The organism is Enterococcus sp. PF1-24 (assembly GCF_029893325.1).
In the GTDB taxonomy this organism is placed as follows: domain Bacteria; phylum Bacillota; class Bacilli; order Lactobacillales; family Enterococcaceae; genus HY326.
Map to the genome: position 1 here is coordinate 1 of NZ_JARXWL010000008.1, position 24,540 is coordinate 24,540.

Consider the following 24,540-nt stretch of genomic DNA (forward strand, 5'->3'; position numbering starts at 1 on the left):
CTGGCATTTTAATTACCGCAATAAATATGATGAAACTATCAAAAGTAAGATAATAATAATTAAATCATACCTAAAAAAACAGAAATCCCACAAAACCATAATGGTTTTCATAGAATTTCTTTTTTTTGAAACTACGAACATAATTTACTTATGTCACAGCCCCTTTTTTTAGTAATTATTTCTGCAAGTAAACTTTGTGAACCCAAATAAAGATGTTTACTGGGCCCGATATGAAAGAAAATCCCTAAGATGAGTAGAATTAGCAAGCTGACAACGGCTATCAATGAAATGGTCATAAATGTTTTTTGCCATAAAGTGAAATTACTAAAATAATAATCAAAAGTTGAATTTCTTTGCACTTTATCAGTGATGAGAACATTTTTTAAAGCTTCAATTTCCGATAATTGGCGTTTGAAAATTTCAGCATCATTTTCAGTTAAGCGCTCAGTAAAAATATTATTATTTGATTGAAAATCCAAGCTATAGCTATAAGTATATTTTCTTTTCGGGAAAAATCCTTGACGATTTTCCCATTCGAAATAGCCGACTTTTTGTTCTTTAAAGCAAATGCTTTTAATCCCTGCATAAGGATAAATATAATAGAGGCCATCTTCTAAATATTCAATTAACGTCATAAAGATGATGCGCTGATTGGTAAAAATTAATAAACGATTGCCACGAATATCGTTGAAAAGGCGGACATAAGCTTTCGATTGCGGTTTTTCAGCATAGGCCATGCCCATCAAACCAACATTAGCAACACTGGAATTTTCACCAGCCGCTAAAGGTAGGTAAGCTTGAATAATTTCATCAGCCGCTAAATTTTCAGCAAACTCTTCCATTAATTCTCGTAGAAAAATATATTTTTTAGTTTGCTGAAGTAATTGTTTTTTCTGGAAAGCAATTTTTTCTTCGGGAGAGCGTTCTTTATTGAATAGATGAAAAAGCTTTTTAAAAGTATTACTCATGATTACTCAGCTCCTTTTTTAGTTTTTTTCGGCCACGTGAAAGCCGGTTATAGACAGTTTCGTTAGTTAAGGCTAAATCTTTAGCGATATCTTCAATTTTTTCTTGGTAAAAATAGCGCTTAAGAAAAATTAATTGGTCTTCAAAAGTTAGAATGGCTAATAAATCTAAAAACTGTTCTTTTTCTAAAGGAAAACTTTCTTTTCTGATTTCAGGTAACGTAGCAACAGATTGAAACTTTTGGTTGCGGATAATTTTTCTTTTAAAATCAATCGCAGTGTTTTTAGTAATCATTAAAATCCAAGTGTTAAACTGGGCTAATTCCGGCTTGTAAGTAGCTGACTTTTTCCAAATTGTATAAAAGACTTCATTTTCGACTTCTTGCTGGTAGGAGCGTTCTTCAGAGCGATTGAGTATCTGATGAATCGTTTTTAAAATAGTTAAACCGTACTTATCAATTAAAAGTTCTAGGCCATTATAATCTTTGGCAACTAAGGCAGCGATTATGCTTTCATCTAAAACCATTTTGGCACTCCTTTCGCAATTTGTTCGCTTTACTATATTATACGTTGTAAAATAAATTTTTCTGTCAAAAATATCATTTTTTTGCGTATCTTTTTTTAGGAGGGAGAAAAATGCAGACTTGGCAAGGAATCATGAAAGAAAAATTACTGATTATTTTACTGGCTGCCTTAGGAATTGTTGGGGCTTTTTGTGGCTATCTGTTAATTCATCAGCCAAAACAGGAGCTGATTGAAACAGTAACTGTGGCAACGACGGTAGAAAGCAGCACGTTAAATAGTTCAACAACTGAAACAACCGTGGACTTTATTTATGTGGACATAAAAGGTGCTGTTGTAAATCCGGGAATGTATCGTTTAGCTAGCGAGTGCCGCTTAATTGACGGGATTATGGCAGCTGGCGGTTTTACTTCAGAAGCTGATCAAAATTTATTAAACTTTGCTTTAAAACTAAGTGATCAGCAAGTGATTTATGTAGCAAAAGTCGGTGAGGAAGTAGCTGCAGAAGTTAGCAATAATCAACTAACTCCATCGATAGCAGGAAGTGGGGAAAAAGACGGAAAAATAAATATTAATACAGCATCAGCTGTGGAGTTGCAGACTTTATCAGGGATTGGCGAGAAGAAAGCACAAGACATTATTAACTATCGTGAGGCGAACGGTAGTTTTAAAGATATTTCGGATTTAACAAAAATTTCGGGGATTGGTGAAAAGACGCTTGAAAAAATCAAGGATTCCATTACAATATAGAAAACAAGTCTTTATCAAAAAAGGAGTTAACTTTTACTCTTAATATAGAAAAGAGGATTATTATTTTGGAAAGAATACCTTGGGATCAGTATTTTATGGCACAAGCTTTATTACTTTCTTTGCGGAGTACCTGTACTCGTTTAGAAGTAGGGGCAACCTTGGTGCGGGATAAACGAATCATCGCAGGAGGCTATAATGGCTCTGTCAGCGGCGATGTCCATTGTGTCGATGAAGATTGCTACGTAGTGAACGGGCACTGTCTACGGACTATTCACGCGGAAATGAACGCGTTGCTACAATGCGCCAAATTCGGCATTCCTACAGAAAATGCGGAAATTTATGTCACCCATTTTCCTTGCTTAGCGTGTACGAAAACTGTTTTGCAAGCTGGCGTTAAGAAAATTCACTATTTGTATGATTATCATAACGATCCTTATGCTTTAGATTTGATTCGCCAAGTGGGCGCATCTACTAATCAAGTTCAGTTAGATAAGAAATATTTCGCTAAAATTCGCCTAGAAAACGAGTTGCTTTTTGAAAATGCTGAAGAAAATTGATAATTATTGGGTTTTCCCAGCCCTTTTAAGTGCAATCATCGGGGCTTTAGTCATTGAAAAAAGTTTACTTCTCTATTTATCCTTAACTGTGATACTCGTCAGTTTATGCTGTAAAAGGAACAAATCATTAATCGTGATTTGTTTATTTTGCAGTTTTTTTGTTGCTTTGAGAGCTAATAGCCAAAAAGAAAAGCTACAACTACCTACTGAAATAGGGGCAACCAATGATTATCAACTGGTTCTATTACCTGATAGTCAACGAGTGAATGGCGATAGTTTACGTTTCACCGCTGAAACAATCGCTAATCAAGAAGTTCGTCAAGTCACTTGTCGTATTAAATTAAAATCAGCAGCTGAAAAAGATTTTTGGCAAGCCAACAATCAAGTCTTACTTTTGAAAACAAGGGGAGAGTTAGCTATAGCAGAAGGTCAAAGAAACTTATTAGGTTTTGATTATCGTCTTTATCTAGCCAGTAAAGGTATTGCTGGTATATTAAAAGTTAGTGATTATCAAATTACTAAAGTAATACAGCCCAAGTTTTTTGATTTTCAGCTTTTTTTCAGTCGTCTTCGGCAGCAGCAAGTGCAACGAATTGATAAGATATTTTCCAGAAAAACCGCCCTTTATATGAAAGCCTTACTATTTGGTTATCAAGATCAAGATTTTGAAGAAATTCGTGAAATTTATGATGATAGTGGTTTGCTTCATTTATTTAGTTTATCGGGCTTACATGTTCAGTTTTTTCTAGGAAGTTTATATTATTTATTGCGGCGTTTGCGCTTGACTCCAGCAGAATCCTTAGGCCCTTTAATTGTGGTTAGTATTTTCTTTTATTTGTTAACTGGTGGTAGCATCAGTGTTACGCGAGCTTTGATTTTCTTTTTAGTTAGGCGCTTTTTAGGGTTAAGAAGAGTAGTTGTTTCTTCTTTAGATCGTTTTTCTATTAGTTTAGTATTGCTATTACTAGTGAAACCCTATACTTTTTTTAGTTTAGGTGGCTTATTAAGTGTAACGATTTCTTTATTTATCCTATTACTACAAGAAAAAAAGTCCTTGAACCTAGTGCAGAAAAATTTATTATTGCAAATAGTGATGCTGCCAATTGTTAGCTATAGTTTTTGTAAGGTGCCAATTCTTAGTGGCTTTTTCAGTGTCCTGTTTATTCCCTTGTTTGAAAAAATATTTTTACCATATCTCAGTGGGCTATTTATTTTCAGTTTTTTCAAATTTTTACAACCATTATCGCTTCTACCAGAAATTATCTTTGAAAAAATTCTTCAGAGTATGGAGTGGTGTATCAGTCTTTTTGAAAGCTGGAGTTTAAGCGCCAGTGGTTTTAGCAATAACCTGTTAGTATTTTTAATTTTGATAGCAATTTATTTTTTGCAATCTCAAAATCTGAAAAAAAGGGCGTGGCTAGTGATTATTTTAGCTTTCCCCCTGTATTTAAAAGTAATTAACCCTTTTGGTATGGTAGCTTTTGTAGATGTTGGTCAAGGGGATAGCATTTTCTTACAAGCCCCTTTTCAAAAAGAAACGATTCTAATTGATACTGGTGGACAGTTGACTTTCGCTAAAGAAGATTGGCAAATCGGTAACTGGCGTTCTGCTGCTGAATATAATTTGATTCCTTTTTTACAAGGGCAAGGCGTGGCGCAATTAGATATTTTAGTTTTGACTCACGCTGATGAGGATCATATAGGAGAAGTTTTAACCCTTAATCAAGCGATTCCTGTTAAAAAACTGTATTTAGCTAAAGGAATGGAGAAAAATCCTAAAATGAAAGAAATTTTAACCGTTTTTCAAAAACAAGGTACGCCAATTTATTTAGTCGCAGCTGGGGAAGTGATTGGGGAAAAATTTCAGCTACAAGTGTTATCGCCTTTTACAGAAGTGGTAGGAGAAAATAATGATTCTTTAGTGTTATGGACGACAATTGCTGAACATTCATTTCTTTTTACTGGCGATTTAGAAGCAGAAGGGGAAACGCAGTTGATTAATCATTATCCCCAATTGCAAAGTGAAATTTTAAAAGTGGGTCATCATGGCAGTAAAACTTCTACTAGCAAAGAATTTGTTCAGCAGCTGCAACCAGAAATTGCGATTATTTCTTGTGGGAAAAACAATCGTTTTGGTCATCCGCATCCGAAAGTTTTGAAAAACTTGCAAGAAGTCGCCATTTTCCGCACTGATCAACAGGGGATGATTAGTTTTCGTTGGTCATTTTTTCAACCGATGATTATCAAAGAAATCATTGAATAAGGGTGGTATTTCTATTTTTCTCATGGTAGGATATTTGAGAAACCTTTATTGAAGGAATTTGAAAAAAGGAGGAATTTTTTGAATACCCAAACAGCAATCCAAAGAATTCGTAGTCAAGCCTTAAAGAATATTTATTTAGTTTTGGGAACGGAAACTTACTTACAGCTACAAGTTCGCCAAGCTTTTTTAGAGCGACTACAAATTAGCGATGAAGAAGATTTGAATTTTACTTTATTCGATTTGACGGAAACTTCCATGGCGACTTTGCTAGATGAAGCCGAAAGTTTACCTTTTTTTGGCGATTATCGCTTAATTTTTGCAGAAAATCCTTTTTTTCTAACTGGCAATAAAACAGCAGGAGATGTTGATTTAACTGATTTTCTCAAATATATTGAAAATCCTTTAGAAACCACGATTTTAGTTTTCTTTGCCCCCTATGATAAATTAGATGAGCGAAAAAAAGCGACTAAACTATTAAAAAAGCAGAGTCAATTAATTGAAGTTCATGCTCCAGAAACAAAAGAATTACATCGCTATGTCCAACAACTATTTGATAATCAGCAACTAACAATTAGTCGTGAAAATTTTGACTACTTTATGAATTTAACTGATCATAACTTAACAAAAATTGTTAGTGAGTTTGAAAAAATTGTTCTTTATCTTGGCAGTAATCAGACAGTCAGTCAAGAAGTTTTAAATGAATTAATTCCTAAAACTTTAGAGCATAATATCTTTGATATGACCAATTATGTGTTAGCTGGTAAAACGGAAGCAGCATTGCGTTTATTTGATGATTTAGTGTTGCAAGGGGAAGAAACGATTAAGATTAGTGCGATTTTAATCAGCCTGTTTCGTTTATTGTTACAGACAAAAATTTTAGTAAACATCGGTTATCAGCAAGCTAATATCGCATCAACTTTAGGCGTCCATCCTTATCGTGCCAAGGTTGCGATGCAGCAAGCGCGAGGAATGACAGCCGAAAAAATCGCCCAGATTTATGATCAATTAGTTGAAAATGATTATTTAACGAAATCAGGGCAAGGGGATAAAAACTTAATGTTCCAACTTTTTGTAATGAAATTAGGGAAGTTAGTTTAAAATGCAAAGAAAAAGCACCGCTAGGCCATCTAAGAATGACTTAACGGTGCTTAATTATTTTTATTTTGCAACTTTAGCAGTTAGACGAGATTTGTCGCGATTAGCTTTATTTTTGTGGATTAATCCTTTAGTTTCAGCCATGTCAATCGCTTTAACAGCATCTTTATATAATGCATCTACGTTGTCAGCTCCAGCTTCTACAGCTTGATCAAGTTTTTTAATCGCTGTACGCATAGCGCTCATTTGAGATGAATTTCTAACGTTAGCGTCGTTACTTGTACGAACGCGTTTGATTGCAGATTCAATGTTTGGCATTTTTTCACCTCCGATAAGATAAAGTATATGTACCGAAATACATATTCAACATTAATCATTATACATAAAGCCCACTTTGTTTGCAATAAAAATGTGACAAGTTTTTTTCCTTAACAGCAAAATAATTTCTTAATTGCTATGTCTTAAGGTATAAAGTTCACAAGATTAGCAGCCATTAGTTGAATCTTGATTATTTTTAAGGGGAATCGTTCGTAATAAACGTAAGCCGTTCAAAATAACTAAAATCGTACTGCCTTCATGACCGACAACCCCTAAAGGTAAACTGATTACTTGGAAAAAATTTGCTAAAATCAATAAAATGATGACACTTACTGAAAAGATAATGTTTTGTTTAATAATTTTTTGTAGTTTTAGAGAAAGCATATGACTCATTTGTAGTTTAGTTAAATCATTTTTTATTAACACCACATCAGCGACATCCATCGCAACCGCCGTACCTTCACCCATCGCTACGCCAATTGAAGCTGTTGCCAGAGCAGGGGCGTCATTGACACCATCGCCAACCATAACATTCACTTGATAAGTGGCATGCTCTTCGGTAATCAATTCCGTTTTATCAGCAGGTAAGCAGCCGCCATAAAAATCATTGACGCCAACTTCTTCAGCAACAACTTTAGCTGTTTGTTGATTATCACCAGTAATCATGGTGGTATGAATCCCTTGACTGTTAAAATAGCTAATAACTTGTTTCGCTTCGGGGCGAGCTACATCAAATAAAGCAAAAATCGCTTGTAATTGATTATCTTTTAGTAAATAAATGACTGTTCGACCGTTACTTTGCAAATAGTTAACCTTATCTAATAAATCATCGGCTAATTTTTCTTCTGCTTCATTAAAAGAATATTTGCCAATTTTCCAAAGATGACCATTAATCATTGATTGAAGGCCAAAACCAGTCACTTCTTCAACTTCGATTTGTTGAAATTCTTCCTTAATTGGTACCAAGAAATGAGTTAATAAAGCTTCTGCTAAGGGATGCGTAGTTTTAGATTCCATTGCCAGCATTGCTTGAATGCTTTCTTCTTGATTGCCTAAGAAAATACTATCGGTTACAACCGGACTACCTTGTGTTAACGTACCGGTTTTATCAAAGGCAATGGCTTTTAGTTGCGCTAAGTTCTCTAAATAAATTCCACCTTTAAAAAGTACGCCATTTCTTGCGCCATTTGAAATGGCAGCTAAGGTAGCTGGTGTAGCAGCTGCTACTAAGGCACAAGGGGAGGCAACCACTAATAAAACCATTCCGCGATAAAAACTTTCGCTCCACTCCCAGCCTAATAAAAAGTGGGGGAGTACAATCATAATTGGTACGGTAATTAAAACAATTTTTACATAGACATTTTCAATTTTTTCAATAAAAGAAGCTGTTTTAGTTGGTGTATTTTGAGCTTCTTCAACTAACTGAATAATTTTTGAAAATAGAGTATCTTCACTTTTTTGCGTAACTTCAATGGTGATGGCATGACCTAAATTAGTGGTGCCTGCATAGACTAAATCGCCAAGTTGTTTTTCCACTGGAATTGATTCACCGCTTAAAGCTGCTTCATCAATCGTACTTGAACCTTGAATTAACTGACCATCAATGGCAATCGCAGCCCCTTTAGGAACCAAAACTTTTTGGCCTAGTTGTAAATCTTTAACATTCGTTTCGATAGTTGTGCCGTCATTAGCTAAGACTAAAGCGGTAGCGGGTTGCATTTTCATTAAAGAAGTTATTTCTTTTTGACTTTTATTAGTGGCATATTCTTCCAAAGCACCACTTAAACAAAAAATGAAAGTCAACATCGCGCCTTCCAACCAATTGCCAATTAAGCAAGCACCAATCGCTGCTAAAGCCATCAGTAAGTCAACGTTTAAATGTCTTTCGGTAAAAAGTTCTTGTAATCCCTCATAAGTCTGTTTCCACCCCCCTGCAATAATAGCAATTGTAAAAAAGAGTGGGGCAATTGCTAGATTATTTTTTTCCAAAGTAAAGCCTATAATCATAAAAAGTAAACAGCTTATAGTTGATAAGAGCGCCTGTTTGACTTCTTTATTCATAATATAATCCTCCGTTTTCATTTATCTTCAAAGTCATCATAGCATATTATTTTTGTAAATGATAATAAAAACCTTTAAATGAGAATGAAAGTAATTATCAATAGAAATAGATGCTTTTAAATAAACAGATTTTCAACTTGTGCAATTGAGAATCATTCTATTTTAAAAGTAGACGAAAAAAACACCTTCAAAATGAAGGTGTTTAATCAAGCTATCATTTAATTAAAATAATTGAATCAACCAATAAACAATTAGTAAGCTACCAAGGATGATACGATACCAACCGAACACAGTGAAATCGTGTTTTTTAATGTAGTTCATTAAGAATTTAATTGCTAAAACAGAAACAATAAAGGAAACGATTGTAGCAATTAACAAGATAAACAATGATTGTAAATCAAATTGATTGCCAGTTTTGATAAATTTGAAAATCTTATAAGCACTGGCACCAAACATGGTAGGGATGCCCATAAAGAATGAAAATTCCGTAGCTACAAAGCGAGAAGCACCAATGGCAATCCCACCTAAAATGGTTGCTCCAGAACGAGAAGTTCCGGGGATTAAAGAAAGCACTTGGAAAAAGCCCATAACTAAAGCAGCTTTATAAGTAAATTTATTTAAATCAGTACATTTTGGTTGCAAAGTTTTATTTTTCTTTTCAACAACTATAAAAGCAACCCCATAAATAATCAAAACAATCGCAACTGGTAAAAACTTATGCAGATGTTCATCTAACCAATCATCAAGTAAAATTCCTAAAATCCCAGAAGGAATAATCGCAACAATCACCTTAAACCACAACTGCCAAGTACTATTTTTTTCTTCGCTACTTTTGGTTGAAGAAAAAGGATTCAATTTATTAAAATAGAGATAGATTACCGCTAAAATTGCGCCTAATTGTACAACGACGTTAAACATTGAAATAAATTCGGGGGTTGCATCTAGTTTAATAAATTCATTAGCCAAAATTAAATGTCCGGTACTACTAATTGGTAACCATTCAGTAATCCCTTCAATAATTCCTAAAATAATCGCTTTAATCAGATTAATAAAAAACATTTTTTCATTCCTTTCATAAAAAAATCAAAAGCTCCTACTTAGTATACTCTTTCATAATAAAAAAACCAATCAGAATTGGCTAAAATTAAGGGATTTATCAGAAAAATCAAACTTTAGTCGTAGAAAATACGAAAAGGCGGAGTGAGCTTGATCTGCACCCGTGTGAAATTCATCAAAGCGGAAAAGTCGATAAAAAAAGAACTGCATAACTGCAGTTCTTCAAAATATGCAACCAAGAAAATTAAGCTAATAACTCTTTAGAAATCTTCTTGCCTTTTTCAATATGAGTAGTATCGTTAATGGCTTCAATGGTAAATTCGCCTTTTTCATAACTAATTTTATTTACACTACCGTTTTGCAAAGAAGCACGTAAAGGTTGTTGTGAATCAATTAAGTTTAACAAAAAGGCAATCGTTAAACCATGAGAGACAACTAAAACATTACCGCCACCATTTTTTTCACGACGATGAGCAATATCCTCAAAGCCATTCCAAACTCGCTCTTTCAATACAGTGAAAGGTTGTGCCCAATTAGCCGTGTCCGCTTTATAAATGGCGTTAGCTAAGTCTTCAAAACTTAAATCAGACATTTCTTGTTCTTCTTTAAAATCTAAAACCCGGGGAACCACGCCCCACATTTCCATATCATAACCGCCTTCAAGTGAGCCAAAACACCATTCCCGAATCCGTGGATCTGTTTTATAAGGAACATGGCGACCATTTTCGTTTTCTCCCAAAATAATGCGACAAGTTTCAATCGCACGACCGCTATCGCTAGAGTAAGCTTCTTCAAAAGTAATATCTTTTAACCCTAAACCCGCATAATGAATCCCTTGTTGCCCAACTTTAGTTAGTGGGGTATCACACCAACCTTGAACCCGTTCCACTGTGTTAAACATGGTTTTACCATGACGAACAATATAAAGTGTTGTTTTAGACATTTTAAATAACTCCTCAGTTTTAAATATTTAAGTATTATTTTTTTCAAAAAAATCCTTTTAATTAAAAAAGGGATTGGTTAGGCGCTCGTGTTCAATGGTTGTGGCTTCGCCATGACCGGAATAGGCAGCTAACTCACCTGGTAGGGTAAATAATTCTGTTTGAATACTTGTTAAAAGTTGCTGTAAATCACCAGTAGGTAGGTCCGTTCTGCCAATGCTTCCTCTAAATAAAGCATCGCCGACAATCACAAAATCATCAAAAATGAAACTTAAGCTACCGTGAGAATGACCTGGAGTAGCAACCACTTCAAATTTCATATTGCCAATTTCGTAAGTTTTTAATTCGAACTCAAATTCAGCAGGGGAAACAACAATATCAGGAAACTCAGCGTGCCAACCAGAACCGTTTAGTTTAGGATCTTGTAGCCAACTTTGTTCTTTCGGACTAACATAAACCGGAATCTGGTATTTTTCACGTAAAGTTTCTACCGCGCCAATATGATCGTAGTGAGTATGCGTTAATAAAATAGCGACTGGTTTTTTCGCAATTTTGCTAATTTCAGCAGCGATTTTATCAGCTTCAGCGCCAGGATCAATAATTAGCAAAAATTCTTCATTATTAATTAAGTAACAGTTTTCCTGAATAACTCCTGTTACGATACGAGTAATATTCAAAGTAAAGGCCTCCCATTTTTGAGTAATTAACGATAATTTGTAAATTGTAAATCAATTGGTAATTCAAGATTTCGCAATAAGTTAATGACTTTTTGCAAATCATCACGATTTTTACCAGTAACTCGAATTTGATCGTCTTGAATTTGCGTTTTCACTTTCAATTTTGCATCTTTAATGGCGGTATTGATTTTTTTTGCGTTGTCTTTATCAATGCCGTTAACTAAAGTCGCTGTTTGCCGAACGGTGCCACCTAAAGCGTGTTCACTTTTTGAAAATTGAATATTTTTAGTAGGGACTTCCCGTTTAATTAATTTGCTAAAAAGGACATCTTTAACTTGCTCCATTTTATAATCATCATCAGCGACCGCGACAATTTGTTGGTCATCCAATTTTATTTCTACCGTTGAACCTTTAAAATCAAAGCGATTGGTAATTTCTTTTAAAGCAATTTGAATCGCATTTTTTACTTCTTCTACATTAATTTCACTCACAATATCAAAACTTGCATCTTTTGCCATAAAAATCCTCCTCTTATAACATTCTATCACTAGCTTTTTTAAAGAAAAAAGCTGGTCAATTGTTTATAAATTTTAAAAATTCTTACTTCATTTCCTATGTTAGCAGAAATTGAAAAAAGGAACAATTCTATTTGACTGGATAAGTTAAAAATATTCTCATAAAAATAGGATTTCAATTGCTTTTTTTCTTTAAAGTAGCTATTCTAGCAATATTGAAAAAATTTTGTTTAGATAAAATCATTTTTATTAGATGAAGTGTGGGGGAAACTAATGAGTAGTGTCGTAAAAAATTATCAAAAAAATGAATTTATTAAGCGAGGACTGGCTATTTTAATTACAGCTATCAGTGGCGCCTTAGCTTTGAACTATTTTTTAATTCCAGCAAATGTGCTTTCGGCTGGCATCAATGGGATTGCCCAAATTATTTCCAAAATTTTGAATCAAGAATTTTCCTTGCAAATTGATACTGGGATTTTTATTTTCCTATTAAATATGCCGATTTTTGTTTTAAGCTTTTTGAAATTAGGAAAAGAAGCAACGATTTATAGTTTCATTAATGTGCTAGGGGTATCATTGTTTACAACGCTTTTACCAACAGGGCAAATCACTGACAATATTATGTTAAATGCGATTGTCGGTGGCGTTTTATTAGGTGTCGGCGGTGGTTTTTCCTTAAAGATGGGCTTTACTACTGGTGGGATGGATATCATTTCGTTAGTGCTGTCTAAAACAACCGGTCGAACAGTTGGTAAGTATATGTTTTTCCTAAATAGTTTAATCGTTTTATTTGCAGGCTTAATTTTCGACTGGGAAAGTGCCTTATTTACGATTGTTTCAATTTTTTGTATGAGTCAAGTGGTGGATATGATTCATACGAGTCATCAAAAATTAACAGTAATGATTGTCACTGAAAAAGCTGACCAGATTTGTGAAGCAGTTAGTCAACAAATGTTCCGTGGTATGACCTTACTAAATAGTCAAGGCGGTTTTCGTAAAACACAAAACACCACGATTATGATGGTAATTACCCGCTATGAATTATATCAATTAGAGCAAATTTTACACGAAGTTGATGAAAATGCGTTTGTGAACGTCTTAGCGACGCAAGGAATTATTGGTCAGTTCGCTAACGAAGAGGAGCAACGCTATTATAAATCTACCGGGAATTTCCCAGAAATGAAAAAACATGGCACCCGCTAAGCAGTTTTTTTAAAGACTGAAAAAAGTTTGCTAGTATGCTTAAAAACTTCCGAGAAACCATAGTCAAAAGCGGTTATTCTATGATATGATGCTTAGTAATTATAAGTTTTTGTGGAGGTATGAAAGATGTTATTCGGGACAGCAACAATTAACCAACAGGAACATTTAGAAATTGGTGGCGTAGATACAGTAGCATTAGCTAAAGAATTTGGCACGCCATTATTTATTTATGATATTGCTCATATTCGGACAATGGCGCAAGGCTTTAAAAAGACTTTTGAAAGTCTGGGCGTTAAAAATAAAGTGATTTATGCTAGCAAAGCCTTTAGTTGTTTAGCTATTTATCAATTGTTAGCTGAAGAATCCTTAGCATGTGACGTGGTATCTGGAGGAGAATTATATACGGCGTTAACAGCTGGTTTTGATCCAGAAAATATTGAATACCACGGCAATAACAAAACTTATCAAGAATTACAAGAAGCAGTTGCTGCGAAAGTTGGCACGATTGTGATTGATAATTTTTATGAAATTGAAATTTTAAGCGAGATTTTGCATCAACAAAAGCAAAAACAAAAAGTCTTATTTCGTGTTTCGCCTGGGATTGAAGCCGAAACTCACGAATATATTTTAACGGGTCAAGTAGATTCTAAATTCGGCTTTGATGTGGCTAGTGGACAGGCGGAACAAGCTTTACAAATGCTATTAGCCGATGATGTTTTTGAAGTTGCTGGTGTGCACTGTCATATTGGTTCACAAATTTTTGACACGGCTGGTTTTAAAGTAGCTATTGAAACGGTGATTGATTTATTAGCTAAATGGCAAACCGAATTAAACTTTGAAGCAGCTGTTTTGAATATTGGTGGTGGCTTTGGAATTCGCTATACAAAAGCCGATGATCCGTTACCACCAGCAGAATTTGTTGAAATCTTGGTGAAAGAAATTAAAAATAATTGGCAAAAAATGACCTATCCTTTACCAGAAATTCAAATTGAACCTGGTCGCAGTATCGTTGCGGAAGCCGGAACAACTTTATACGCAGTTGGTGCACAAAAAGAAATTCCCGGAATTCGTAAATATGTTGCTGTTGACGGTGGTATGGGAGATAATATTCGTCCTGCTTTATACAATGCTGAATATGATGCTTTATTAGCTAATCATCAAGGAAGTAATTCAGAGAAAATTAGAATTGTCGGCAAATATTGCGAATCTGGTGATATCGTGATTCGTGATATTGAGTTTCCTGAAGTTGAAGCGGGAGATTTAATCGCTGTAACTAGCACAGGTGCTTATGGTTATTCCATGGCCAGTAATTATAATCGCAATCGCCGTCCTGCCGTAGTTTTCGTTGAAAATGGCAATGTTCAATTAGCTGTTCGTAGAGAAAGCTATCAAGATTTAATTCGCTTAGATGTTCCCGTAGAAAAATAATTAACAACCAAGCGAAGCGATTCTCATTTACAGAATTTCAAATAAGCGTTAAAATGAAAATCAAATGTACAAACATTTTTGTTGCCAGTTCAACTTGAAAAATTATCAGACTAATTTTTCAGAGAAAATTTAATACAATAAAAAGAACTAGGATGTCAGTTCCACTTAGTCAAGTACATTAGTGGAATGATATACGTAGTGAAAATTTAATACAATAAAATGAACTAGGAGTGAGCATTGTGTCAGAAACAACAAAAGAATGGTCATCTGAAGAAATAGAATCTATTAAAGAACGGATTTTAACAGCCTTAGAAACGGTAATTGACCCTGAACTAGGAATTGATATTGTGAACCTTGGCTTAATTTATGAAATTGATTTTGCCAATTCTGGTGATACAGTTATTAAAATGACGTTAACAACAATGGGTTGTCCGTTGGCTGACGTGTTAACTGAATCTATTCACGAAGCGGTAAAAGAAATTCCGGAAGTAACTAATGTGGAAGTCAAATTAGTTTGGTATCCTGCATGGTCGACTGACCGCATGAGCCGTTATGCCAGAATTGCTTTAGGGATTAGATAATTTATATTAATAGTGATAACTTTCTGCATTTTTTTGTGGAAGGTTATTTTTTATCGCCAAAAATAATGTAAGTAATGCTTTAAATATGATTCGTTGTAAACTTATAGTAATTAAATTGTTATTTATTTTTTTTATGGAGTTATGCTACAATTACTACTGTAACTAAAACTGAAAGAGGGATACAATGAAAAAATTGGTTAAGTTGAGTGTTTTATGTACAACAGCAATTATGCTAGCTGCTTGTGGGAGTAAGGATAAAGCTAGCACAGCTGCAACAACAAGCGAAACAACAAATTCTACAGTTCAGACAGAAGAAATGAGCGAAGCTAGTGCATCTGAAGAAAATGCAGAAGCCGTAACAGTTGAAGACCTTGGCGAAGGTAGTTTCTTTGTTTCTACCGAAGCTGGTACTTCAGAAAACGGCGAAATTCCTGTTTTCTACGCTACAGAAGGCTTAACTGATGCGCAAATTGGTTATACGGCTGAAGGGTTTGATGGTGCGTTGCTAGTTTACATTTATCTGGATGGCGCGATTGCCGAAATTACTCAGATTACAGAATTGACAGCAGCTACTTTTGATTTAAATGAAGGTAACGGCGGAATTAATGTTGGGATGCACACCGTACAATTTATGCAGTTTACGGATAATGCACCGACAACAGAACCAGTTGCTGTTAAAACAGCTCATTACGAAGTACAACCGAGTTAATTAACTCATTTAAAAATTAAAAATGGAAAAAACTCTCTTAGTGATTTTTTAAGTTGCTAGGAGAGTTTTTTCTGTTTTTAAAAGCTAAAGACAAGTAAAAGGAGTTGGTATAAAAACCAACTCCTTCATTTTCATCAAAAATATAAATAAATTATATTAATTATAATATAATTTTGCTATGATAGTTAAAGATTACCAACAAATATACTGATTAATCTTTTTGTATATATCATGAAAAAATTAGGGGGAGAATTATGTTGAAGAAAAAAGGGTTAGGACTATTAGCAGTTGGTGCAACCGCAATTTTATTAACTGGTTGTGGGAAATCTGCCAAAGATACGGCTGTAGAATTTTTAACTGAGCAAGGAAGTTATAATACTTTCAATATCAGAAAAGATGAAATTACTTTTGAAGATTTGGAGTTAGAATTAGCGGAGCCCGATGTCCAACTACAAATGGCTGCTTCACAGATTAAAGATGCAAAAATTACGACGACAACCACGATTGATCTTGAAAACAAACTAACAACGTTAGATGGAGAGCTTAAAATTTTAGGCGCAACTATTCCTTTTGAAGGTTTTATGGAAGAAAACACTGTTTATTATTCAATGGATAGCTTAAAAGATATTTTAGATGCAGGAGATAGTTTTATTGATGTACCTTTGGATGAATTATATTATATTGCTGATGCAACAGCCGGCCAATATTTTAAAGTTGATCATGAAACGCTAAAAGAAATGTCTGCTGCCAACAATGACGGCTTGGAAAAATTGTACGAAGACGAAAAATTGTTTGATTTTGATTATTTTGATGGTAGTCCTATTTTGGCGAATGAAATTTTTGCTGAATATACGGCGACTTTACCAGAAGACTCATTTACTAAAGAAAAAGATATTGTCAGTCGTATTTACACTGAGGAAGAATTAGAAAATTTTCTTGAGTTTCTAGGGGAATATGATGAGGGTAAGTTAGAAGAGGACTTAGATATTAATTTCAGAAAAGAATTTAGAAAAATAAAAAAAGAACTTGATAAACTTGATTTCTCTTTTGAATTAGTGATGGATACTAAAGCTAAAACTGCAACTTACTATTTTGACTTCTTTATCGAAGATGATGATGACAGCGTAACGGGGCAACTAAAAGTAGCAAGAACTTTTTCTAATGAAGCGGTCGATTTGAAATTACCTGCTAAAAAGAACATGATTACAACTGAAGATATTACGGAAATTCAAGAGCGTTATTATCAAGAAAGTTTAACAAAAATAACTGATCAAGAGTTAGACGAAGAATTAAAAAAATGGGTTGGCTATTTAGATGCGGAAGATTTTTTAAGAATTTATTTTGATTATTATTTTACTGATAAACAAAATAAAAAAATTGAAGATTACTTCGCTAAAAATCCAATTGCTAAGATGACTTCCGTAAGAGGCTATGACCCTAAAGATACTAGTGATGAATCAATCGCTAAAATGGAAATTAATGTTGATATTTTAATTATGTTTGAAAAAATCTTTTCTGAATATTATAAAGAAATAGAACTTTTTGGTATTGAACATGATGCCGTGACCGGTGCTGAATTACGAGAACTGAGAACCACTTATGTAGAAACAATCGCTGATCAAAGAGAATCCCTAAGAGGTCTTGAAAACGAAGAGATTGTTGACAAAGCTTTGGTGATTGAAAGTTTAACAAGTATACGAGACGAGTGTGATGATTACCTTGAAACGAATAGAAGTTATTACGAAGAATAGTTTTAGCATACAAAAATGGTTTTAGAAAGGAAGAGAAGGCTGTGCAGAAAAAAATGAGTTGGGGAATAATGTTTGCAGTTAGTGCGGTTTTGCTAACTGGCTGTGGAACTTCGGGTAAAGAAGATGCTGTAAAATTTTTGGAAAATCAAAATAATCCAGAAGTTTTTAATGTTATTCATGAAGAAGGTCAAGTTAAAAGCCTTGATTTTGAATTAAATACAGATATTTATTATCGAAGTTATAAGTATGTAGAAAATTTTCTATCAGAGATGGAAGCAGCTTCTTGGTCAACTACTGAAAAGTATGATAGAGAAAACGAAATTGAATACCATGAATTTGACAATAGTTTTAACAATAGTTCATGGATAGCACAATATTTATATTTTGAAGAGAACAGTTATCAAAAATTAATGCCTGAAAATGATATTGATGAATTCTTTGGTATCCTTTTTGGTTCAGAGGGAGGCACGTCGGAGAATCCTGAAGCAAAAACTTATATAAAGACTGCTACACGAGGCAAATATCTTTATACTTCTAAAGAAGAAACGGCTGATAGTGATAGTTCTGAAGAAACAGTTGAAGATAAATCACGATTTTCTTATATTCAAACTTTTGGCGAATTTAATGAAACTTTAGACGAAGAATCTTTTACTAAAAAAGGCGGTTTAATTACGCGAACTTACACGAAAAAAGAAATACTTCAATATTTTGAGATGTTAGAAGATAAAGAAGAGAGTTTTTCTGTTATTTTTCAGTTTGCGCCAGCTTTCATAGACTTAGAAATAGATATTGAAGATCGCGATTTAGATTTTACTGTAGATGTTGTGATAGATCCGAAAAACTATGAATTAACAGCTACAATTAATCTTGCGGTCGATAATAATGTTGTTGAAGGTGAGTCTGTGATTGAATTTGTTTGGACCAGTAGTAAAGAGCAAGTCAGCTTAGAATTACCAGATGAAAAAGATGTGCTTACAAATGAAGAATATGAAGCAATCAAAGAAAAAGCTAATAACTTATAAATAAAATTTCTTAACTTTAGCTTATTATTCTTTATTTTTTCAAAATTACTTAACATTTATATGAAATTAAAGACTTTTTGGGCTATGCTATTTCAAGAAAAAGGTGTTAACTATTAAAGGGGGAAATAAAAAACATGAAAAAGATGATGAAACAAGCAATTATTTTAGGAGTTGGTGGTTTGTCCTTACCGGCTGTGGCAATTCAGCTAAAGAAGATGCATTAACATTTTTACAAGAACAAAATGATCCAGAGATTTTTAATACTATTCAAGATGAAGGTCATTTAGAAAGTCTTGATTTTGAATTAAAAGAAAACAATTACAAATTGGAAGATTTTTTGAATGAAGTGGAAGATGCATCGTGGTCGCTGGTTCAAAAATATGATACAAAAAATGAAATTAACTATTTGAAAATGGTTAATACTTTTTCAGATGCTGAGCAAGTAATTGAAACCTTTGTATATGACGGAGATGGCTACAGTTTAATTGTGCAAAACGAAGAAAATGATCGCTTTAATAAAGTTATGTATGATATAGATTTAACTGGTATGCTGTTTTCAATGGAGGAACTAGAAGGCAAATATCTTTATATGGCAGCAGACGAAATGAATGAGGATATCACTGAAACAAGTGACGATGATGAGGAAAAACCAGCGTACGCTTATCTACGACGCTTTGCAGAATTTAATGAAACATTAGCAGAAGATTCTTTTAAAAAAGAAGATAAGCTAATTACGCGAACTTATTCAAAAGAAGAGTTGCTTGATTTTATTGAATTACTAGAAGATAATGATGAAAGTTTTACTATTTTTCTTCAGTTAGCTTCTATTTTTCAAGATTTAGAACTTGAGATGTATGATAAAGAAGTGGATTTTTCAATGGATGTGGTAATGGATCCTAAACAAAATACAATGTCTGCAACCATTAATCTTGAAGTGGACAATGATGTAGTTGAAGGCTCAGCTGTGATTGAAGCTACTTGGTTTGCTGATAAAGCTGAAGTTAAATTGGAATTACCAAAAGAAGAAGATACGCTTACTATAGCAGACTATCAAGAAGCTTTGAGTGAAGCTATCGAAGCAAGCTATTACAATTCTGAAGGCGGCGAATTAACAATAACTACAGAAGAATAATTGGTAATGTCGGAAATTAATTTTTTAAATCAGAAAAATTCTCTATAAAAAAAGTGATTTTTTTGTTAAACTTATGATGTATGAAATATTAATTTATTCAATACGATGAAACGAATTAGGAGGAAAGTGATGAACAAGAAAAAAAGTATTGGGTTAGTGGCTGTTAGTTCAGCAGCATTGTTATTAACGGGTTGTGGTAAATCAGCGCAAGAGACAGCGGTTAATTTTATCGCTGAACAAGGTGATTACAACATTAATAATGTCAGTACCCAAGAAATAACATTTGAAAAATTAGAGTTAGAGATGGAAGAACCAGATCCACAAACACAAATGATTTTATCACAAGTTAAAGATGCAAAATTATCATTCGTAACAACTACTGATTTAGAAAATGATGTGATGAGTGCAGAAGCAAAATTAAAAGTTTTAGGTACTAGTATTCCGTTTGATATGTATTTTGAAGAAGATGCGATGTATTTTTCAATGGATACTTTTGCTAAGGCAGTTTCATTATTTGAAACTTTTAGTGGCGTAGAAGATGACGAGTTGAATTTTATGGCAGAAGAAACTGCTGGTAAATTCATGACACTTACACAAAAAGAAATGGCTGAACTTTATGAAGAAGGTGATTTTGATGAGATTTTAACTAATGGGAAATTGCTTGATTTTGATGAAATGGATGAAGGTATTTTAGCTAGTTCAGCTTTATTAGCTGATTATACAGCAACTTTACCAAAAGATTCTTTCAAAAAAGATGGCGATAAAATCACTCACACTTATACAAAAGAAGAAATCATTGACTTTGTAGCTTATCTTGAAGAAAATGGCACAGAAACCATTCAAGATACTCTTAAAGATTTAGAATTTGAAGATATGCTTAAAGATTTAGAAGATGAATTAAATGAGTTGGATTTTTCAATGGATTTAGTTGTTGATACGAAAGCAAATTCTGCAACTTATTTCTATAATATCTTGCTTGAAGATGACGAAACAAGTCTTGAAGCTCAAGTTAAATTAGTGTCAACTGGCTCAAAAGAAGATGTTGATGTTAAAGTGCCTGCTAAGAAAAAACGAATCACACTTGATGATCTTGATAAACTTGAAGCAGAATATGATGAAAAATATGGTTATGATGCTTACGACTATGATACTTATGAAATGACTGATAAAGAATTGGAAGAAGAATTAGCTTATTGGAAAGAAGACGATGAGTACTACATGACAGCTGAAGAATTCATTGAATTCTATTATGACGCTGATTTTACTGATGCTCAGAAAAAACGTATTGAAGAATTCTTCCCAGAATAAAATATTTTTTTAAAGCTAAAAAATAAAAAACTGAGATAAACGCAAAATTTTGCGACTATCTCAGTTTTTGCTATAAAGACTTGGAATATTTAGGAAAGGTTGTGTTTTTATGTTATATGTACGTAAAGCAACACTGGCTGATTTAGCTAAAATGGAAGAAATCATTCAATCAGCGACCGCGTTTTTAGCGGAACAGGGTTCGCCCCAATGGCAAAACGGTTACGGACCCAATGTTACTGATTTGCAACTAGATATTCAGCGGGGCGAAAGCTATGTATTAATTTTAGATGGGCAAGTGGTGGGGGTTTCAGCCTTGGTTACGGGTGTTGATCCGATTTATACGGCAATTACTGAGGGCACCTGGGATGAAACATACAAAGAATATTTGTCTATTCATCGCATCGCTTTTGATTTATCAATTCGCGGCCAAGGATTAGCTAAAACATTTTTACAATTACTAATCACTGTTGGGCGCCAATTAGGTTACCACGATATTCGGATTGACACGTATCCCCGCAATGCTTTAATGGAAAAAGCAATTTACGCCAGCGGTTTTACTTATCAAGGTATGGTTAAGTTTAATATTCCAGAGGGAGAAAGAAAAGCTTATCAAGTTGTTATTGATTAATAAATAGTAATGGGGAGAAAAGAGCAAAGGATTAAGTTTAGTCCTATGCTCTTTTATCCTAATTTTTTCTGCATCTTCATACATGCAATGCCATCTTCTAAAAAAACTTCTGAAATCACATGATAGCCAAGTTTTTGATAAAAATTCAACGCACTAGTTTCAGCTGAAAGAATTGCTTCTTGACAGTGATTTTCTTTAGCTAATTCTTCCAAGGCTAATAACAACTGTTTGCCAAAACCTTGTTTGCGATAAGCGGCTAAAACACAAAAGCGATCAGGTTGTAAAGTAGTAGTTGAAATTTGCTGATAGCGTATGGTAGCAACTGGCATATTATCAATAAAACCGACACCGTAAATAGTTTCTGAAGTGTCATAGGCATCAAACTCAGCGTTTGGCGAAATCCCTTGTTCAATCACAAAAACTTGATAGCGGAGATAATAAGCAGCAGCTTGAATTTCTTTTTGCTTACTCCAAATTGTTTTCATGTAAAATCCCTGCTTTCTTTTGGCTTGTGTTATACTTTTATCATAACATAATCTTATAAAATAAGAAGCAACTAGTCATTTCATTTAGTCATTGAGAGGAGTAGTCATTTTGGATTTTATTTCAGCTTTACAGTGGTCTAATTGGAAACAGTTAAATGACCAAGGCAAACAATTTATTTTCAACCAAATAACTATGTATTTTATTTCGCCACTAGCAAAAGTTTCTGATGTTCATTTGGCGAATTTTGAAATTTTAGGGATAAAATGTCGGACTTTTTCTTTAAAAATCGACGGGGAGCCTTTCGTTTTAGTTCCTGGCAATAGCGAAGCGGTTTTAGGCTGGGATACTGATTTTAAAGGGATTCGCACTTCTGATGTTATGGCCGAAACACCGAATCCTAAATTAGCGCCCCTGGAAACAGCAGAATATGATTTTACTGACTATCAAGAAGCAGTTGATTATTTAAATCGCTTTACTACACCTTTAAGAAAAGCTGAAATTCCGCCAATGTTGGTTCAAACTTCAGCAATTCCAGTAGGAGCCAACTATAAAGGCACTTTAAATTTAATTACTGGTGAATTCAGTGGTGATAATGATTTTTATCAGCGCTATAAGGTTCAAATTCAAAAGCGATTATTTCCTGAATTAACACCCGCCGCAGCGCTTACTTGGAATTCCCCCAAGGAATTATTTCAAGAAGCGGGTTATTATTTAAGATTATTGCCTAATGAAGAGCAGTATCTTCTTTATCAGTTGCAAGAGACCACCTATCATCAAATAGTGAAGGCGTTACATAATTATAATTATGATTTGTTAACCGAAGATCAATGGGAATTTGCTTGTGGTGGTGGCACCCGTCAACTGTTTCGTTGGCATCCCGATTTACTTTTTGCGAAAAATGCCAATTTAGCGGATTTCAAGCAGGCTAATATGTTTGGGTTATATTTTGATACAAGTAAAAGTCGTTTTGAATTAACGAACTCACCAGATTGTTTAAAATTGACGGATTATCAAAAGGCACATTTTGTAATTGTTGATCGCTTACCGTTGGCGACTTATTATCGCAATGAAGAGTGGCTTGAAACGGATAAAGTTTTAGAGCCGCAAAAATATACTTATCGCAAAGCAATTTTAATTGAAGCATAAAGAAAGTTGGTAGTTAAATGTATCATGGCATTGTATTTTTTGATTTAGATGGCACTCTGTTAAATCAAGATTCTGTATTAACCAAAGAAAATCAAAAAGCTTTAGCTGATTTAGAAAAGAATAATTATTTACCAGTGATTGTTAGCGGACGAGCGCCGTGGGAAATTGAAACGTTATTAGGAGCTAGCAATCAAGGTAATTTTGTTAGTTTAAACGGGCAAATTGTCAAAGTTGCTAATGAGCTGATTTATGAAGCGATTATTCCTACAGAAACTGTTAAAGAAGTGGTCGCATTTTCAGGAGATTTACAACATTCTTTGGCTTTTTATGGCAAAGCTGATTTTAAACTTACTTTTGTCGATCAAGCTGCCGAAAGATTGTTTGCATTGGATAACGTAGAAATTCTCCAAGTTCAGCCAAATTTTTATCAAGAGCAAGCAATTCATATGTTATATCTTTTTTCGGAAGAGAAAAGTAAAGATTTTGACTATCAACAACAATTTCAACATATGTTAACCATGGTTAGAGATAGCCCTTATTCAATGGCGATGACAGCCCAAGGCAACTCTAAAAAGACCGGTATTCAGCATTTATTGAAGGCAATTGCTGGCGATAGTAAGTTGACCACTTATGCTTTTGGTGATGGTAACAATGATTTGCCGATGTTTGAAATTGCTGATTACAGTATTGCCATGGCAAACGGGACTGAGGAAATCAAAGCAGCCGCGGATTTCATTACGAAAGCTAATGTTGATGGTGGAATTGTTGCTGGATTAAAACATTATGGACTGATATAAAAAAGGAGCGAATACGATGAAAATTGAACACTTAGCCCTATCGGTGAATGATTTAGAAGGAATGAAAAAGTTTTATCAAAAATATTTTAACGCTAGCGTTTCTGAAAAATATCATAATCAAAAAACAGGTTTTTCTTCTTATTTTTTAAGTTTTGATTCAGGAAGTCGTTTAGAGTTAACTAATAAAAAACATTTATCTAACCGAGTTGCTGACAGTTTTGGCTATGCACATTTAGCGATGGCGGTTGGCGATGAAGCAGCCGTTGATCAAATGGCTGAACAATTCGTAGCAGATGGCTTTCCACTATTAAACGGTCCACGTAGAACTGGCGATGGCTATTACGAAGCAGTAATCCAAGACCCTGAAGGCAATTTAATCGAAATTACGACTGAGTAAATAAAAAATGGAAAGGGCTTGTTCAGCTTTTATCAAAAAATCAATTTTATTGAGTGAAAAAAGTTGACTTTCTCGGAAGTTTTATCTATACTTTTGAAAGTACAGAGGATATGATTTGTTTAACGAACCTTTACAGAGAGCTTTGGTAGTTGAGAAAAAGCAAGGATTGAATAAATTGCTCCCTTTGAATATTTGATAGAAATATCAACGTAGTTCGGCGTTAACGAATTGA

Annotated in this window: 25 protein-coding genes; 16 read left to right on the top strand and 9 right to left on the bottom strand. The window is 33.9% G+C overall.

The window, feature by feature from the left end; genetic code table 11:
- Positions 1-131: 131 nt before the first annotated feature.
- Together M2139_RS05000 and M2139_RS05005 are read right to left on the bottom strand one after the other, a co-directional pair.
- Positions 132-968 carry a hypothetical protein gene (locus tag M2139_RS05000; RefSeq protein ID WP_280737719.1) on the bottom strand — a complete coding sequence of 279 codons (837 nt, stop codon included), beginning with the start codon at positions 966-968 and terminating at the stop codon, positions 132-134.
- Positions 961-1,491 (bottom strand): sigma-70 family RNA polymerase sigma factor, encoded by a 531-nt coding sequence (locus tag M2139_RS05005; protein ID WP_280737720.1) that lies wholly within the window; start codon positions 1,489-1,491, stop codon positions 961-963. The genes M2139_RS05000 and M2139_RS05005 overlap by 8 nt, the downstream gene beginning before the upstream one ends.
- A gap of 110 nt (positions 1,492-1,601) precedes the next feature.
- Between M2139_RS05005 and M2139_RS05010 the strand changes: the two genes are divergently transcribed.
- The 4 genes from M2139_RS05010 (at position 1,602) to holA (ending at position 6,155) form a co-directional block, all read left to right on the top strand.
- A complete protein-coding gene (locus tag M2139_RS05010) occupies positions 1,602-2,237 on the top strand; it encodes a helix-hairpin-helix domain-containing protein (protein WP_280737721.1) in 636 nt (211 codons plus the stop codon).
- A 59-nt stretch (positions 2,238-2,296) separates the two neighbouring features.
- Positions 2,297-2,794 (top strand): ComE operon protein 2, encoded by a 498-nt coding sequence (locus tag M2139_RS05015; RefSeq protein ID WP_280737820.1) that lies wholly within the window; start codon positions 2,297-2,299, stop codon positions 2,792-2,794.
- Positions 2,778-5,057, top strand: a complete 2,280-nt coding sequence (locus tag M2139_RS05020; RefSeq protein WP_280737722.1) for a DNA internalization-related competence protein ComEC/Rec2 — start codon at positions 2,778-2,780, stop codon at positions 5,055-5,057. The genes M2139_RS05015 and M2139_RS05020 overlap by 17 nt, the downstream gene beginning before the upstream one ends.
- Before the next feature lie 78 nt (positions 5,058-5,135).
- Positions 5,136-6,155, top strand: coding sequence for a DNA polymerase III subunit delta (holA, locus tag M2139_RS05025; protein ID WP_280737723.1), 1,020 nt, complete (start codon positions 5,136-5,138; stop codon positions 6,153-6,155).
- 60 nt (positions 6,156-6,215) lie between these two features.
- Here holA and rpsT read toward each other — a convergent pair whose 3' ends face one another.
- From rpsT to M2139_RS05055, 6 genes are all read right to left on the bottom strand, one after another.
- The gene (gene rpsT / locus M2139_RS05030) at positions 6,216-6,470 is read right to left on the bottom strand and encodes a 30S ribosomal protein S20 (RefSeq protein WP_280737724.1); all 255 of its coding nucleotides are present in this window, start codon (positions 6,468-6,470) and stop codon (positions 6,216-6,218) included.
- A gap of 165 nt (positions 6,471-6,635) precedes the next feature.
- Entirely contained in the window at positions 6,636-8,531 is a 1,896-nt protein-coding gene (locus tag M2139_RS05035) for a heavy metal translocating P-type ATPase (protein WP_280737725.1), read from the bottom strand.
- Between the two features lie 222 nt (positions 8,532-8,753).
- A complete protein-coding gene (locus M2139_RS05040; protein WP_280737726.1) occupies positions 8,754-9,590 on the bottom strand; it encodes an undecaprenyl-diphosphate phosphatase in 837 nt (278 codons plus the stop codon).
- A 241-nt stretch (positions 9,591-9,831) separates the two neighbouring features.
- On the bottom strand, positions 9,832-10,530 hold the full coding sequence (locus M2139_RS05045) for a histidine phosphatase family protein (protein ID WP_280737727.1): 699 nt from the start codon (positions 10,528-10,530) through the stop codon (positions 9,832-9,834).
- 57 nt (positions 10,531-10,587) lie between these two features.
- Complete coding sequence (locus M2139_RS05050; protein ID WP_280737728.1) at positions 10,588-11,205, bottom strand: MBL fold metallo-hydrolase; 618 nt, start codon at positions 11,203-11,205, stop codon at positions 10,588-10,590.
- 26 nt (positions 11,206-11,231) lie between these two features.
- Positions 11,232-11,723 (bottom strand): YajQ family cyclic di-GMP-binding protein, encoded by a 492-nt coding sequence (locus M2139_RS05055; RefSeq protein WP_280737729.1) that lies wholly within the window; start codon positions 11,721-11,723, stop codon positions 11,232-11,234.
- 270 nt (positions 11,724-11,993) lie between these two features.
- Between M2139_RS05055 and M2139_RS05060 the strand changes: the two genes are divergently transcribed.
- The 9 genes from M2139_RS05060 (at position 11,994) to M2139_RS05100 (ending at position 21,482) form a co-directional block, all read left to right on the top strand.
- Complete coding sequence (locus M2139_RS05060; RefSeq protein ID WP_280737730.1) at positions 11,994-12,923, top strand: YitT family protein; 930 nt, start codon at positions 11,994-11,996, stop codon at positions 12,921-12,923.
- Between the two features lie 126 nt (positions 12,924-13,049).
- On the top strand, positions 13,050-14,351 hold the full coding sequence (lysA, locus tag M2139_RS05065; protein ID WP_280737731.1) for a diaminopimelate decarboxylase: 1,302 nt from the start codon (positions 13,050-13,052) through the stop codon (positions 14,349-14,351).
- Positions 14,352-14,590: 239 nt separating this feature from the next.
- Positions 14,591-14,932 carry a metal-sulfur cluster assembly factor gene (locus M2139_RS05070; RefSeq protein WP_280737732.1) on the top strand — a complete coding sequence of 114 codons (342 nt, stop codon included), beginning with the start codon at positions 14,591-14,593 and terminating at the stop codon, positions 14,930-14,932.
- Between the two features lie 184 nt (positions 14,933-15,116).
- Positions 15,117-15,641: a hypothetical protein gene (locus tag M2139_RS05075; protein WP_280737733.1), complete on the top strand. Its 525-nt coding sequence runs from the start codon at positions 15,117-15,119 to the stop codon at positions 15,639-15,641.
- A gap of 254 nt (positions 15,642-15,895) precedes the next feature.
- On the top strand, positions 15,896-17,392 hold the full coding sequence (locus tag M2139_RS05080) for a hypothetical protein (protein ID WP_280737734.1): 1,497 nt from the start codon (positions 15,896-15,898) through the stop codon (positions 17,390-17,392).
- Positions 17,393-17,433: 41 nt separating this feature from the next.
- Positions 17,434-18,414: a hypothetical protein gene (locus M2139_RS05085; RefSeq protein ID WP_280737735.1), complete on the top strand. Its 981-nt coding sequence runs from the start codon at positions 17,434-17,436 to the stop codon at positions 18,412-18,414.
- A 103-nt stretch (positions 18,415-18,517) separates the two neighbouring features.
- Positions 18,518-19,546, top strand: coding sequence for a hypothetical protein (locus tag M2139_RS05090; protein WP_280737736.1), 1,029 nt, complete (start codon positions 18,518-18,520; stop codon positions 19,544-19,546).
- Positions 19,547-19,675: 129 nt separating this feature from the next.
- The gene (locus M2139_RS05095) at positions 19,676-20,854 is read left to right on the top strand and encodes a hypothetical protein (protein ID WP_280737737.1); all 1,179 of its coding nucleotides are present in this window, start codon (positions 19,676-19,678) and stop codon (positions 20,852-20,854) included.
- Positions 20,855-20,963: 109 nt separating this feature from the next.
- Positions 20,964-21,482, top strand: a complete 519-nt coding sequence (locus M2139_RS05100) for a GNAT family protein (RefSeq protein WP_280737738.1) — start codon at positions 20,964-20,966, stop codon at positions 21,480-21,482.
- Positions 21,483-21,535: 53 nt separating this feature from the next.
- Here M2139_RS05100 and M2139_RS05105 read toward each other — a convergent pair whose 3' ends face one another.
- On the bottom strand, positions 21,536-21,967 hold the full coding sequence (locus M2139_RS05105; protein WP_280737739.1) for a GNAT family N-acetyltransferase: 432 nt from the start codon (positions 21,965-21,967) through the stop codon (positions 21,536-21,538).
- 109 nt (positions 21,968-22,076) lie between these two features.
- On the opposite strand from M2139_RS05105, the gene M2139_RS05110 reads away from it, so the two are divergent.
- The 3 genes from M2139_RS05110 to M2139_RS05120 are packed head-to-tail and all read left to right on the top strand — an operon-like array spanning position 22,077 to position 24,308.
- Positions 22,077-23,114 carry a hypothetical protein gene (locus tag M2139_RS05110; RefSeq protein WP_280737740.1) on the top strand — a complete coding sequence of 346 codons (1,038 nt, stop codon included), beginning with the start codon at positions 22,077-22,079 and terminating at the stop codon, positions 23,112-23,114.
- Between the two features lie 17 nt (positions 23,115-23,131).
- The gene (locus tag M2139_RS05115; protein ID WP_280737741.1) at positions 23,132-23,911 is read left to right on the top strand and encodes a Cof-type HAD-IIB family hydrolase; all 780 of its coding nucleotides are present in this window, start codon (positions 23,132-23,134) and stop codon (positions 23,909-23,911) included.
- 16 nt (positions 23,912-23,927) lie between these two features.
- Complete coding sequence (locus M2139_RS05120) at positions 23,928-24,308, top strand: VOC family protein (protein WP_280737742.1); 381 nt, start codon at positions 23,928-23,930, stop codon at positions 24,306-24,308.
- Positions 24,309-24,540: the final 232 nt, after the last annotated feature.